Here is a 13,430-nt window from a genome sequence, read left to right as displayed (position 1 = left end):
TGGGAAAAATGACATTCGTAGTTGAGTATGAAGATGGCAAGGAGCCGTCTGTAAACGCAGGAACGGAGATATTAGGCGGTAAGTTGTTATCGGTTGGATTTGATGATTATAAAGATAAAAAACTAACTAGAGATGAAATTAACGCAATAAATTACGCGTTAAATTTTAGCGAGTTCAGAGAAGCTTGTGAAGAGTTCGAAGTTGACTATGACGAACTCGTCGATAAGTTAGATTCCTCTCTTTAGCAGTAACCCACCACTTAATCATTCATATCGCTATTAATAGTTGGCACGCACATAAGGAACATAGGAAATGGCAAATGAATTAGTCGTAATTGAACAAGCAACGGCGCTAGATTTGTTTACAGCACCAGAAAAAGTAAATCAGATGCTGGAGCACATTAAGTCTCTTGCAGAAGAAGAGCGAAAAGAACTCGATAGCGATTTTTCGGTAGCTAAAAACCGAAAGGCTTTTGCATCTCTGGCGTACAAAGTTGCTCAAACAAAAACGTATATCGACAAGGAAGGTAAAGCAGTTGTCGATAAGTTAAAAGAGCTACCCAAAAAAGTTGATGCTAGCCGTAAGATATTTCGTGACGAACTAGATGCATTAAGCACAGATATTCGCAAGCCACTAACAGAGTGGGAAGCTCAAGAAAAAGCTCGCGAAGAAGCCGAAGCGCTTAAGAAGCAAATCGAAGTTGATCATGAAGAAGCTCTGCAAATGAACGAGCTGTTTGATTTACGCAAAGCTGAAGAAGAGCGCAAACGCATTGCTCGTGAAGAAGAAATGAAGCGACAAGCTGCGGAACAGGCAAGACTTGAAGCTGAGCGCAAAGCACAGCAAGAAATTGAAGCAGCAGCTAAACGTGAGCGTGAAGCAAAAGAAGCCGCTGAACGTGCAGAGCGTGAAAAGCAGGAAGCAATTCAACGTGCAGAACAAGCAGCAAAAGAAGCCAAGGAAAAGGCAGAGCGCGATGCTAAAGAAGCACTGGAGCGAGCCGAACGAGAGAAGAAACTAGCTATCGAAGCTGAGCGTAAGAAAGTACAGGAAGCAGAACAAGCGCGATTAGCAGAAGAAGAACGTAAGCGTCAGGAAGAAGCTAAACGTCAGGCTGATAAGGAACATCAGAAAACAGTTAATAATAAAGCCATGCAAGATTTAATTGATGCTGGCATTCCAGAAGAGTGCGCCAAGAATTGTATTATCGCTATCGCTAAAAACCTAGTATCAAACGTAAAAATTCACTACTAACCCACCGCACCAACACCAGATAACCACCCTATCGCTCACCTAGCGAGGTAACAATGAAAACTAACTATTACAGCGCTATGCGTGATTGCATGGCGGTGCGTATCACTACGCCTTTTTTACAACTCGCACGTCAAGCGGCAAGGATAGCCGTCTCAACTAATAACAAGGATGTCTGGCGGTTGGCGAGTCAACTACAGAAGATGGCTTACGGGAGGAAAGTATGTCACTGACTATACGTTACACCTATGCAGATATGACCAGTAGAAACCGAAATAATGGCACGGAAATAGCCTTTCAGAATCTTAACGATGTCCGCATTGAAACAGAATCATTCAGGGAACTTACTCAGTATTACCAACCTGAGCCATCAGAAGTCGTTGATTATGTCATTAATCAGTATGACGAAAAGTCACTCGCTGCAGCTATCCATCTCTCAGGACGAGGAGAAGTGGTCGCAAAGATACTTAATGAGTTGTATTTCAGGAGGGTTGCGTGAATCCTTATCATGAACTTGATGCAATGGAAGAGCGTAGGCAAGAAGAAGCATCATGGATTGATGCAAAGGACGCTGAGTTAAGTAATGTCGCATTTAGCGTGGTTGATGGATTACCAAAAGACATTACAAATCAATGGAGTGACAGCGTTTTCGATATGACAATTGATGGTCTTTATAAGGAGTTAAAGAGCTATCAGGAACGTAGGAGGATGTCGTGACAAATGCAGTTCAAAAAATATATGAGGTTGTAAATCCTCTTAAAAATGAGTTCGAACAAGTGTGTAGCGAGCCAAGCATTGCATTCAAAAGGGAATCTGAATTCGCTATGCAAATATTCGCGAACAATGATTATCTGGCAAATGTTGCAGTTAATAATCTTGTGTCAGTTCGTAGTGCGATCATGAATGTCTCAGCTATCGGAATTAGTTTAAACCCAGCGCAAAAGTTGGCTTACCTAGTTCCTAGAGACAAGAAAGTATGTCTCGATATCAGTTACATGGGATTGATGCATATTGCTCAACAATCACAGGCTATTAAGTGGTGTCAATCAAGCATCGTTCGACAAAATGATAATTTTCAACTCACATCAATAGATACCGCACCTCGTCACGAATACAACGCCTTTGCCACTCAGGAGCAAAGAGGTGAGATTGTTGGGGCTTACACTGTAGTAAAGACAGAAGATGGAGACTATCTAACTCACACAATGGCTATTGCTGATATTTACGCAATACGTGACCGCTCAACAGCATGGAAAGCTTGGATATCAAAGAAAAAATCGTGTCCTTGGGTAACTGACGAAGAGCAGATGATTCTAAAAACAGTAGTGAAACAGGCTGCTAAATACTGGCCTCGCAGAGAACGTTTAGATAAGGCTATTGACTATGTTAATACTGAGGCTGGAGAAGGTATTGATTTTGGGAACGAGCAACAAGAACCAAAGGACATAACGCCAGCAAGTGAGGATCAATTAAAGGCTATCACGGACTTGATGCCTAAAGTTAATGGTGAATGGAGTGACACGTTCTTCGCATTTATTAGTAAAAAATTCAACCATCAAATATCCCATCCAGAGCAATTAACCGCATTTGAGGCCAATACCATTATCGACATGCTAAGGAAAAAGGCAGAAGGAAAATGATTAGTAATGACATCATTCTAAGCAAAACAGGCATCGATTTAACCAAGGTAGAGCAAGGAAGCGAAGAATGGATGTCTATCAGGCTTGGCGTAGTAACTGCCTCTGAGGCATGGAAAGTTATCTCTAAGCCAAAGTCAGGGAAAAAATGGACAGACACAAAGAAAACATATTTAAACACCCTTATTGGTGAAGTCTGTACAGGAGTTTACAAGGAAGTATCAGCAAGGACGCTGGAATGGGGTAAAAACTACGAATTAGAAGCAAAGATGACATTCGAGTTTTACACCGGATTAACGGCAAAGGAAGTGCCAATAATATTTAAAGATGAGCAACTACGGATAGCTTGCTCACCAGACGGCATTTGCAGTGATGGCTCTGGATTAGAGCTTAAATGCCCTAATAACACGGACGTATTTATAGACTTAGCATTGAATGGCATCAATGCAATGAAAAAGGAATATGTGGCTCAAGTTCAATATTCCATGTGGGTTACAGGTAAGGATATCTGGCACTTTGCAAATTTTGACCCACGCATGCCGGCAGGGAAAGAAATCGCATATTTCCTTGTTGAGCGTGACGAAAAAATGATGAAAGAATTCGACGAGTTAGTGCCTGAGTTCATCGAAGTAATGGATCAGGGGTTAAACAAGTTAGGCATTAAATTTGGCAATCAATGGAGTGTATATGGCAATTAACACAATAACAGCAAGCGGGAATTTAGGTAAAGATTGCGAACAGCGATGGACGCCAAATGGTAAGGCGGTTGCATCTTTTAGTTTGCCAGTGAAACAAGGCTACGGAGAGCACGAAAAAGTATCTTGGGTTATCTGCAAGGTGTTTGGCCCTAAAGCTGAAAAGTTACCTCCGCACCTAACCAAAGGAACAAAGGTTACGGTTACTGGTGAGTTCGTCATGGAAGAATGGACAAGCCAGAGTGGTGAGAAAAAATCAGCTCCAGTAATTATCGTTAACCAATTGGATTTTGGCGGTAACGGTGGTAATCAGGCAGGAAGCCAGAATCCACAGTCTCAAGGATGGGGTCAACCTCAGCAACCGCAAGCACCAAAACAAGCATCGAGTAATCAAGCGCCGCAAAGTGAGCCACCGATGGATTTTGATGACGATATTCCGTTTTGACCACCCTACCCGTTTAACCAAAGGATATAACCATGAAAGCTACGGACAGCTTAATTTAACTCTCAGGGATGCAATGAAGAGGAATGAATGCCAATCCTTGGCAGATGTAAATTTAGATAAAGCTCGCCATAAACATACACATAGCAGACCTAGTCAATAAGGTTCTTCTATTAATTCCGTCAGGCATCTTTATATCAAACGTCAATTTACCCACATCCCACTTTTCAAAGTTAGGAAATTTAGAATTATCTTCTAAATAAAAAGTCAAATAGGAATCCCTAGAGTCTCTAGCTACAAGCCTGTAATCAATGCCAAATACTTTTATTTCATAATATCGATTACTCATTTTTCTTCTTCCTCGCTAATGGTCGAAAATCGATCATACCACCAAGAATTAAACAAATAAACCTTTTAAAACATGGATTTACATATTACATATTTTTCTCAAAAACATATCGACAGAGGGAATGATGAAGGACAGAATCAAGTTTAACGATGCAATGTTAGCGGCTGTCATGGATGGCGACAAAACACAAACGCGTAGACCGATTGAGCCACAACCAAAAGTAACCGAGGAAGAGTTACGAAACCTTAGTGCATGGCAAGAAGGTTACACACTATCAGAGCAAGTATGTGCAGCATGGCGGCATGGATTTGTTAATGTTGATTGTCCGTATGGTGAAACTGGCGACATCATTAACATTGCAGACAAGGATGGTAATATCAAAGGGAGAATTGAAATTACTGATGTTTGGTTGCAACAGATTCAAGAAATATCACAAGTTGATGCACACGCTGAAGGATTTGAGATTACTGGGTGGCGACCTACTTATAGTGACCCAGACAGTGGCGGCGAGACATTCACACCATATGATAAATTCGCTGATGCATGGATAGATATTTACGGTGAAGATAGCTGGAATAATAACGATTGGGTATGGGTGGTTGAATTTAAAAAGGTGGAGTAATGGATATATTAGATGAAGCATTTGAAGTCTGGTTTAAGAAGTCTCATGGCTATAGTCCATCAGTAGCGCCACCTGATAGTCATTTAATTGGAGTTAGGCGTATGGCATTTGAAGCTGGATATAGAGCGGCTTTGATTGAATGCAAAGATATATTAATAAGCAATGGAGTGAAAATAAAAAATGAATGATGAAATCTTGGAGTTAGCGATTGATTTAAAAAATAAAGCTAAGGTATTAAGCGTTGGGCATGAACGATCATATGTTAATTTAAATACGCTAATAAAAATTTGCGAATATATCGAACACATTAACAATCTACAGCCTGTCGCTTGGATGTACCCTGTATTTCATGATGAGAAAATGCAATTCACTACTGACGCAGTTGCATCTGAAAATATAGATATTCATTTTCAATCCCATGGCTCACCATTTAAAGTAACACCACTCTACCGCCTAGATTAAATATGAAACTAATAATCGGATATGTATTACTGCTTGTAATACAGGGTTCTGCTGTGCCTGTTACAGAGCAAATATACACACAGCAAGAATGCGAGAACCGTGCAGTGCAGATAATGCAGGTGCGGGATGTTGAAATTGTTTGTGGAGAAATTATATCTAAAAATTCAAGGTGACTATGAAGATTTTAAAATTACCTCCAATTGAAAAAATAAGTAAACACTTGTCATATGACCCTGAAACTGGTTTGTTCATATGGCTAATAGGAAGGCAAGGTATAAGAGCAGGAAAGCAAGCCGGTAAAACAAGGTCTGATGGATATATAGATATTAAGTTTGAATCAATTCCTTATCTGGCACACAGGTTGGCATGGCTTCTGTATTACAAAGAAGATCCTCTAGATAAATATATAGACCATATCAATTTAATTCGAAATGATAATAGAATTAAAAATCTAAGGATCGCATCTGCCTATCAAAACTCTCAAAATAAAATAAGCCCAATAAAATGTTCTTCAGGAGTAAAAGGAGTTCACTGGAATAAGAATATGAAAAAATGGAATGTGAAAATAATGCACAATGGAGTCAGTAATTATTTTGGTGCATTTTCAACTGTAGAAGAAGCAACTCAAATTGCTATCTCTGCTAGAAATAAATTACATGGAGAATTTGCAAATCATGATACAAAAGACTGATAAATACACCGAACTATCTGACTTCGAGATTAATTTAGCTGTTGCTCACATTGTACTTGGCAAGGGTAGCTATGATTGGTGCCCTGATAAAAAAGAGGTTTACTTTGCAGGTATTGATGGTGGTGAATTTTTACATCATGGATACTTCGACCCATGCAACAATCCATCCGACGCAATGCCGATTATTAACGAATATGGCATTAGCCTTATATATCAAGATAGACAATTCCAGTTTGCAACCAGTGACGGGAATATAGAGTGCTGTATTGCCAACCCATTAAAAGCAGCAATGATTATTTTCATGTGTATTAAGGATGCGGAGAATGAAAAAGTATGACTTGATATTGTGCGATCCCCCCTGGTCTTACAATAACAAAGTTTCAAACGGCGCAGCAGATAATCATTACAATACCACCGACTTATATTCACTCTCCCGATTACCAATAGAAAAACACTCCTCTAAAAATGCCGTACTGTTTATGTGGTACACAGGCAACTTTGCACTCGAAGCTATTAAATTAGCCGAAGCGTGGGATTTTAAAGTTAAAAACATGTTCGGGTTCGCATGGGTTAAATTAAATAAAAATGCAGGAGATAGAATAAATAAAAAACCGCCAGAAGACTTTTTCGATTTCATGGAAATATTAAACAATGAGACAAAGATTAATTGCGGTAATTATACCCGTCAAAATGTCGAAATGTGTTTAATAGCCACTCGAGGAAATGGATTACCTCGTAAGTCTGCAAGTGTGAGGCAAGTTATTTATTCGTGCTTAGGTGAACATAGCGAGAAACCTAAAGAAATACATCATCGTTTAGAGGAATTATACGGAGATGTTCCTCGACTCGAATTATTCGCTCGTGAGAAACACGGTGATTGGGATGTATATGGCGACCAAGCGGAAGAAAGTATTCAATTAATATAGGTGAATTATGGACATTATCGACTCAGCAAATGAAACAAACGAACTATATATTCAAGTATCATTATCAAATCGCAAGGCAGCAATTAAATCATATAGCGGAATGTGTATCTGGTGTCACCAAGAACCAGTCGCACCTAATAGCGCGTATTGTAGTAAAGATTGCGATGATGACCATGAGCAGTATAAAAGGAAGAATGGATAGGAGGGTAAAATGGAATATAAAATATTAAGAATGGATCAGGTTTTAGATAGAACAGGATATAGCAAATCTTGGACTTATAAATTAATTGGCAAAGGAGAGTTCCCGAAGCAGGTTAAAATAGGTTCTCGTGCAGTTGGTTTTATTGAAAGTGAGATAGACGAATGGATAGAGCAACGAATTAATAATTCTCGTTGCCCTGAAAATACCCTAAATTGAATTTTATTTCTTTTTACTTCTCAGCTCATCTATATAATCAGCATACCACTGCATCATCTCCCTTCTCCCCTCCAAATACAGCGCATGGTTATAAGTACCACGGATAGAGTTTTTATCAACATGAGCAAGTTGTAACTCTATCCACGCTGTATTAAATCCTTTCTCATGCAATATTGTGCTCATGGTGTGTCTAAAGCCGTGACCAGTAGCTCTGCCTCTATAACCCATTCTTCCAATCATTGTATTTATTGCCATTTCGGACAGATGTTTTTTATGGTTAGTTCGGCTAGGAAAAATATACTGGTAATCGCCACTTATTGGCTGTATTTGACGCAGTAAAGAAATCACCTGATCTGACATTGGTACAACATGAACCCTCCCCATCTTCATTATTTTTTCTGGTAGTTTCCATGTTCTACTTTCAAAGTCGATAAATGACCATTCTGATTTTCTTAACTCTCCTGGTCTTAAACCAGTAAGCATTAAAATGTTTAAAGCAGTTCTTACTATCTGACTTCCTTGATACTTGTCTACCGAGGACAAAAACTCAGGCAGTTCATCAGCTAATAAGTACGGGTAATTTTCTCGTTGGTGTGGAATAAAAGCACTAGCCAAGTCTGGGGCTGGATTATATTCAGCTCTTCCAGTGATAATGGCGTATTTCCAAACCTCTCCACAGCGCTGACGAACTTTTTTTAATTTCTCGGTAACACCACGTTTCTCCATTATTGAAAGCACTTCAAGTAATTCGAGAGGTTTAATCTCTGCTATTGGGCGATCTCCAATGTATGGAAAAACATCATTTTCAAATGCTTCCATCATGTCGTCGCGATAACCTTCAGACCATCGGTCTTTTCTTCCCTCATACCACTCTAGAGCAATGCTTTTAAATGTATTGCTTCCATCAAACTTTGAATCCCTTTTCTTATCTTTCTTTATCTTGTTAGGATCAATGCCATCAGATAACTGCCGTTTTGCATCATCCCTTTTCTTTCTGGCTTCCGCGAGAGTTATCGTTGGGTAGACACCGATAGCTAAAACTTTTTCTTTGCCATCTATACGGTATTTTAATCTCCAATATTTACTTCCTGATTTTGTAACTAATAGATATAAACCTCCTCCATCGAATAGTTTATAGTCCTTTTCTTTTGGCTTACTGCTATCAACTTGCTTAACTGTTAGTTTCATATTGGGGGTATTAAATATTAAGGGGGTATAATGTTCCCCCATTTGTACCCCAAAAAAATGGAGCTTTCAAGAGACGTTGAGAGACTTCAGGAGACAATAATTTGATTGGATTGCTTGATTTTACTGGGATAAGGAGACTTCAGGAGATGTTAGGAGACATTGAAATGGCGGAGGAGGAGAGATTCGAACTCTCGGATGGTTTCCCATCGGCGGTTTTCAAGACCGCTGCCTTCAGCCGCTCGGCCACCCCTCCGCAATGGGGAGCAATATAAACATCCACGCTTATATTGTAAAGCCCTTATTGTCTTGTTTGGCGTAATTTTAAACGCCCTTTGATTTAACAGCTTAATTTATCAACGATTTACGCATTAGACTTGGGTATTGCGGTTATTTTTGCTAAATTAAATGATTATTTTTGATTGGTTAGAAACACATGTTTGTATTTAACGGACAACAAATCGAGACAGATAGTCACGGTTATTTAAAAAACAGCAATGAATGGACCGAAGAGATGGTGCCAATATTAGCTGAACTTGAAGAAATTGAACTCACAGAGCAACATTGGGAAATTATCCGTTTTGTGCGCCAGTTTTATTTAGAATTTAATACCTCACCGGCGATCCGAATGTTAGTGAAAGCATTAGCACAAAAATATGGCGATGAAAAAGGCAATAGCCGTTATCTATATCGCTTATTCCCTAAAGGTCCTGCTAAACAGGCAACGAAGCTCGCGGGCTTACCTAAACCTGTCAAATGTATTTAATACTAAGATGCATAATGGCGGATTGAAAAGTCTGCCATTTCTTCATATTGGCATGGTGTTGCCGACCAGAATACAATCTTACTCCCTATTGGTCCTCCAGCAGCCAACCAATCTTCTATTTTTCTCAGTACCTGCTCTTCAGCAAAAGCTCTGATCCCCACACTGCCATCATCACGATTCCACACATAACCCGTAATAGGCTGCTTTTTCATCCATTGATAAGTATGAAAGCGGAAACCGACACCTTGTACACGACCTTGAATAATATATTCTCTACCAACCTTCATTTACCTACCCTCCAAACTTATATGTAACGCAAAAATTCCGATAAGATTGTTGTCTTTTCTTTATACAATAGATAATCTGATTTTGTGAGGTTTGCATTTACACTGGATAACGACGTGTTTAATTTTGTTACACCTTGAAATTTCACTTTATGCCCTCATATACAGAAATTAATAAAGCAAGGTTTTACGGAGGTGATAAATGATGATCGCCAGCAAATTTGGAATAGGCCAGCAGGTTAGACATAAACTACTCGGTTATTTAGGTGTAGTTGTTGATGTGGATGCTGAATATTCCCTTGATCAACCTAACGAGGATGATATTGCATCTAATATGACCTTGCGATCAGCGCCTTGGTATCATGTTGTCATGGAAGATGATGAAGGACAACCTGTTCATACCTATTTAGCTGAAGCTCAAATAACTTATGAACTCTCAGATGAGCATTTAGATAATGACTCAATGGATGAGTTGTCACAATCAATCCGCAACCAATTACAGGCTCCGCGATTAAGAAACTAATTTTCTTCCATTCTTAACCTTAATGATAATCGCCGAATACATTTCGGCGATTTTACTCTGCCTATTACCAAGGCAATCCATGGGCTTCTATCTCTTTTTTAGGACAGCGATCCATAACCACACGCAACCCCGATTGTTCAGCTAATGCTTTTGCTTCTTCATTGATCACACCTATCTGTAACCATAAAACTTTAGCATTAATTTTAATCGCTTCTTTGGCAATCTCGAGCGCTGCTGCTGATTGACGAAATACATCTACCATATCAATCGCCACAGGAATATCTTGCAAATGACCATAACATTGCTGGCCTAATATTGTTTCCCCTGCCATACCCGGATTAACGGGGATCACCTCATAGCCTTGCTCTAATAAGAATTTCATGACTTTATAACTAGGGCGATCTTCTTTATGACTTGCACCAACCAGTGCAATTGTTTTGACACTTCTTAGAATGTCATAAATCTCTGAATCAACCATTTATATGCTCCGTTATCAGCAGGAAGATTGAAAATCTTATGATACATCATAGTATCTTGTTCCGCTCATAGCTTGTAAGATAAAAAAAAGGTATGTTGACAACTGGAATAATAACTGTATTTATTTTTAAAGGTAGCAAATGGAACAAATTGACCGCACACTCGCCACAGAAAAAAATATTGCGTTAGTTGCACATGATCACTGTAAAAGCTCATTGCTTGAATGGGTTAAAAACAACAGTGAACAGCTTTCTCACCATAAGTTATTTGCCACAGGAACAACAGGAAATCTGGTTAATCACCATACAGGATTAGAGGTCACTCAGATGTTAAGTGGCCCCATGGGAGGTGATCAACAAATTGGTGCTATGATCGCAGAAAAGAAAATTGATATTCTTATTTTCTTTTGGGATCCACTCAATGCCGTTCCTCATGATCCAGATGTGAAAGCGCTGTTACGCCTAGCAACAGTCTGGAATATTCCCGTAGCAACCAATCGTGCGACGGCTAATTTTCTTATTTCGTCCCCTCTTTTTTCACAAGAGTCAAAAATTAAAATTCCCGACTATGAAGGTTATTTAAAAGAACGTTTAAAATAATGCCTTATGGTTTTTTTTGCGTAGGGACACCTTGAGATTTTAACTCTGACACAAAACAAGATGGTTGTTGTTTATTAAACAATAACCATACTTGTTTTTTTGCTCTTGTTAATGCCACATACATTAATCGGCGCTCTTCAGCATCAGGATAGTCTTCAACAGGGGGTAATAAAGCGGTTTCTATAATCGACTCTCTTGCCGGAGCTGGAAATCCGTCTTTACCCGATTGTAAACCTAATATAATCACATAATCAGCTTGTTGACCTTTTGAAGCATGAAAAGTCATAAACTGTAATTTTAATTTGGGCCAGCGCGTTTTCGCCTTTTTCAATAAATCAGGTTGTAAGTAATGATAACGCGCTAATAAAAGGATCGTTTCATCGTCACTGACATAACCACTCATTTTATTTAATAAACTTTCTAATTGATCATCCGGCAATAATACAACGGCTTTTTTATTACCTTTTGTTAAGCTATTTAAAGGCTTAGCTAATTGATTAGGATTTTGTTGAATAAATGTATTGGCAACGTCACCTATAGTCGAATTAAAACGATAAGTGGTATCTAATGCACACTCAGCACCATCACCAAAAGATTGATGAAACGCTGTTGTTAGTAATAATTCAGCCCCACTAAAGCGATAAATAGCTTGCCAGTCATCACCAACTGCAAATAATGAAGTTTGTGTATTTTGTTGTTTTAACGCATTTAATAGTGCTGCTCTTAGTGGTGAAATATCTTGGAATTCATCCACCAGAATATGTTTCCAAGGACTGACGAAACGCCCTTTTTCTATCAGATTAATGGCTTGATGTAATAGCCCTGAAAAATCAATGGCATTCTCTTCTTTTAATGCGGTTTTCCATGCCTTTAACAGTGGTGCTAATAGTTTTAAATACTTTTTAAATGCATCCGTATATTCTGCAGGCACAGAATCAATCATTGTTTTTTGGCTACCACCTTGCATTCTTAATAAACTGATCCACCGCTCTAATCTTACGGCAACTTGATTTTCTAATTTTTTATCATGCCAAAACTCCCCATCAGGGATATCCCATGCTAGCTCTTCAGATAACCACTCACGCCAGCCTTTCGCTTGTGCTTTTTTCTGCTGACACTGCTCACGCCACTGCGTTAACAATAGTGTTCTTCTCTTTTCACTATTGATTTCTAATTCGCTGATCTTGGGCTGTTTTTTAGTTGACTGTTGGATAATAAATAATGCCAATGCATGAAAGGTTTTCGCCGTAATATCAGCGTTTAAGCGCTCAGATAAACGTTGGTTCATCTCTTCAGCGGCTTTACGTCCAAAAGCCAATAGTAGAATTTGTTCAGAGGTTGCTAGTTTACGACGTAACAACCACCCTGCTCTTGCCACTAGTACCGACGTTTTACCACTACCAGCACCCGCTAATACCAATATATTATCTTCACCGTTGATAACGGCTTTACATTGCGATTCATTTAAAGGCGATGTTTCAATGGTAGTAAAAAACTCCGCATGCTCTGTCAACATACGGGTGATCCATTGCTCATTTTCTTGCGCAATTAATGCCTTACCTTGCTGTAACCACTGTAAACAGCGTTGATAATGCACCTTACAGTTATCAAATTGAGTAAGTCGTTCCAGAGGAAGAGGAATAGCAGAAAAACTTTCTTGGATAGCCTGTTGAATACCGGCTAACTGGTTTTGTTTTATCCATTTATCGCTTTGAATTATATCTTGGATAGAAGAGAGTTGCTTTTCAAGTACTTGCGCCGTTATCTCACTCATCTCTTGGCTCCATATTTGCCAAGTTTGATAGAGATAGCGGTAAAATTGTTGCGTTTCTTCCCAGTCCGTTCCATGCAAACGAACCACTTTATTGTCGGGCAGTAAAAACTCTAACTCTCCCCACACAATGCCTTTTTTACAAAAAATGTCGATCAATTCATTAAAAGGAATTAAATATTGATGCTTTTCACCACTGACCTCAATACCCGCATTTAACAATTTTACCCTGTTATAAGGATGCTGAGCTAAACGTTGTCCCATTGGGGTTGATTTCAGTTCCATTCTGTAATTCCTACAATAAATAACAAATAGTCTGTCGTTAAACTCTT

22 protein-coding genes and 1 tRNA gene are annotated in these 13,430 nt (G+C 39.0%); 17 read left to right on the top strand and 6 right to left on the bottom strand.

Annotation, left to right across the window (positions count from 1 at the left end; all coding sequences use genetic code 11):
• The 7 genes from AACV01_RS10840 to AACV01_RS10810 form a co-directional block, all read left to right on the top strand.
• Positions 1–245, top strand: a 245-nt coding sequence (locus AACV01_RS10840; protein WP_237585020.1) for a hypothetical protein, incomplete at its 5' end; no start/stop codon positions are given.
• 67 nt (positions 246–312) lie between these two features.
• Entirely contained in the window at positions 313–1,254 is a 942-nt protein-coding gene (locus tag AACV01_RS10835) for a cell envelope biogenesis protein TolA (RefSeq protein ID WP_161682913.1), read from the top strand.
• 220 nt (positions 1,255–1,474) lie between these two features.
• Complete coding sequence (locus AACV01_RS10830) at positions 1,475–1,750, top strand: hypothetical protein (protein ID WP_036970046.1); 276 nt, start codon at positions 1,475–1,477, stop codon at positions 1,748–1,750.
• Positions 1,747–1,968, top strand: a complete 222-nt coding sequence (locus AACV01_RS10825; protein WP_036970043.1) for a hypothetical protein — start codon at positions 1,747–1,749, stop codon at positions 1,966–1,968. Before AACV01_RS10830 ends, AACV01_RS10825 begins: the two co-directional genes overlap by 4 nt.
• The gene (locus AACV01_RS10820) at positions 1,965–2,891 is read left to right on the top strand and encodes a recombinase RecT (RefSeq protein ID WP_161682911.1); all 927 of its coding nucleotides are present in this window, start codon (positions 1,965–1,967) and stop codon (positions 2,889–2,891) included. Before AACV01_RS10825 ends, AACV01_RS10820 begins: the two co-directional genes overlap by 4 nt.
• A complete protein-coding gene (locus AACV01_RS10815; protein WP_161682909.1) occupies positions 2,888–3,586 on the top strand; it encodes a lambda exonuclease family protein in 699 nt (232 codons plus the stop codon). The genes AACV01_RS10820 and AACV01_RS10815 overlap by 4 nt, the downstream gene beginning before the upstream one ends.
• Positions 3,576–4,028, top strand: coding sequence for a single-stranded DNA-binding protein (locus AACV01_RS10810; protein WP_161682907.1), 453 nt, complete (start codon positions 3,576–3,578; stop codon positions 4,026–4,028). Before AACV01_RS10815 ends, AACV01_RS10810 begins: the two co-directional genes overlap by 11 nt.
• Positions 4,029–4,140: 112 nt before the next feature.
• On the opposite strand, the gene AACV01_RS10805 is transcribed toward AACV01_RS10810, so the two are convergent.
• Positions 4,141–4,374, bottom strand: a complete 234-nt coding sequence (locus tag AACV01_RS10805) for a hypothetical protein (RefSeq protein WP_069368897.1) — start codon at positions 4,372–4,374, stop codon at positions 4,141–4,143.
• Positions 4,375–4,498: 124 nt separating this feature from the next.
• Between AACV01_RS10805 and AACV01_RS10800 the strand changes: the two genes are divergently transcribed.
• The 7 genes from AACV01_RS10800 (at position 4,499) to AACV01_RS10770 (ending at position 7,493) form a co-directional block, all read left to right on the top strand.
• Positions 4,499–4,996: a hypothetical protein gene (locus AACV01_RS10800; RefSeq protein ID WP_161682903.1), complete on the top strand. Its 498-nt coding sequence runs from the start codon at positions 4,499–4,501 to the stop codon at positions 4,994–4,996.
• A complete protein-coding gene (locus tag AACV01_RS10795) occupies positions 4,996–5,184 on the top strand; it encodes a hypothetical protein (protein WP_161682901.1) in 189 nt (62 codons plus the stop codon). Before AACV01_RS10800 ends, AACV01_RS10795 begins: the two co-directional genes overlap by 1 nt.
• Positions 5,177–5,458, top strand: coding sequence for a hypothetical protein (locus AACV01_RS10790; protein ID WP_161682899.1), 282 nt, complete (start codon positions 5,177–5,179; stop codon positions 5,456–5,458). The genes AACV01_RS10795 and AACV01_RS10790 overlap by 8 nt, the downstream gene beginning before the upstream one ends.
• Positions 5,459–5,633: 175 nt before the next feature.
• Positions 5,634–6,149: an HNH endonuclease gene (locus AACV01_RS10785; protein WP_072068391.1), complete on the top strand. Its 516-nt coding sequence runs from the start codon at positions 5,634–5,636 to the stop codon at positions 6,147–6,149.
• Positions 6,133–6,486 (top strand): phage protein NinX family protein, encoded by a 354-nt coding sequence (locus AACV01_RS10780; protein ID WP_161682921.1) that lies wholly within the window; start codon positions 6,133–6,135, stop codon positions 6,484–6,486. The genes AACV01_RS10785 and AACV01_RS10780 overlap by 17 nt, the downstream gene beginning before the upstream one ends.
• Entirely contained in the window at positions 6,473–7,075 is a 603-nt protein-coding gene (locus AACV01_RS10775) for an MT-A70 family methyltransferase (protein WP_161682897.1), read from the top strand. The genes AACV01_RS10780 and AACV01_RS10775 overlap by 14 nt, the downstream gene beginning before the upstream one ends.
• Before the next feature lie 211 nt (positions 7,076–7,286).
• A complete protein-coding gene (locus tag AACV01_RS10770) occupies positions 7,287–7,493 on the top strand; it encodes a helix-turn-helix transcriptional regulator (protein WP_004247694.1) in 207 nt (68 codons plus the stop codon).
• Positions 7,494–7,496: 3 nt separating this feature from the next.
• Here the strand turns inward: AACV01_RS10770 and AACV01_RS10765 are convergent, their stop codons facing one another.
• Positions 7,497–8,681: a tyrosine-type recombinase/integrase gene (locus tag AACV01_RS10765; RefSeq protein ID WP_161682919.1), complete on the bottom strand. Its 1,185-nt coding sequence runs from the start codon at positions 8,679–8,681 to the stop codon at positions 7,497–7,499.
• A gap of 165 nt (positions 8,682–8,846) precedes the next feature.
• Positions 8,847–8,934, bottom strand: a tRNA-Ser gene (locus AACV01_RS10760).
• 180 nt (positions 8,935–9,114) lie between these two features.
• On the opposite strand from AACV01_RS10760, the gene tusE reads away from it, so the two are divergent.
• Positions 9,115–9,444, top strand: a complete 330-nt coding sequence (tusE, locus tag AACV01_RS10755) for a sulfurtransferase TusE (RefSeq protein WP_004244693.1) — start codon at positions 9,115–9,117, stop codon at positions 9,442–9,444.
• A gap of 2 nt (positions 9,445–9,446) precedes the next feature.
• On the opposite strand, the gene AACV01_RS10750 is transcribed toward tusE, so the two are convergent.
• Positions 9,447–9,731, bottom strand: coding sequence for an acylphosphatase (locus tag AACV01_RS10750; protein ID WP_004244692.1), 285 nt, complete (start codon positions 9,729–9,731; stop codon positions 9,447–9,449).
• Between the two features lie 199 nt (positions 9,732–9,930).
• Between AACV01_RS10750 and hspQ the strand changes: the two genes are divergently transcribed.
• Positions 9,931–10,251, top strand: a complete 321-nt coding sequence (hspQ, locus tag AACV01_RS10745) for a heat shock protein HspQ (protein ID WP_004244691.1) — start codon at positions 9,931–9,933, stop codon at positions 10,249–10,251.
• A 64-nt stretch (positions 10,252–10,315) separates the two neighbouring features.
• Here the strand turns inward: hspQ and AACV01_RS10740 are convergent, their stop codons facing one another.
• On the bottom strand, positions 10,316–10,729 hold the full coding sequence (locus tag AACV01_RS10740) for a CoA-binding protein (protein ID WP_004247691.1): 414 nt from the start codon (positions 10,727–10,729) through the stop codon (positions 10,316–10,318).
• Positions 10,730–10,868: 139 nt separating this feature from the next.
• Between AACV01_RS10740 and AACV01_RS10735 the strand changes: the two genes are divergently transcribed.
• Complete coding sequence (locus AACV01_RS10735) at positions 10,869–11,327, top strand: methylglyoxal synthase (RefSeq protein WP_004244689.1); 459 nt, start codon at positions 10,869–10,871, stop codon at positions 11,325–11,327.
• A 4-nt stretch (positions 11,328–11,331) separates the two neighbouring features.
• Here AACV01_RS10735 and helD read toward each other — a convergent pair whose 3' ends face one another.
• Entirely contained in the window at positions 11,332–13,383 is a 2,052-nt protein-coding gene (gene helD, locus AACV01_RS10730) for a DNA helicase IV (protein WP_159108775.1), read from the bottom strand.
• Positions 13,384–13,430: the final 47 nt, after the last annotated feature.

The organism is Proteus sp. G2609 (assembly GCF_963896135.1).
In the GTDB taxonomy this organism is placed as follows: domain Bacteria; phylum Pseudomonadota; class Gammaproteobacteria; order Enterobacterales; family Enterobacteriaceae; genus Proteus; species Proteus mirabilis.
Note: the sequence above shows the minus strand (reverse complement) of the source record. Positions and strands in the feature narration are given on the sequence as shown.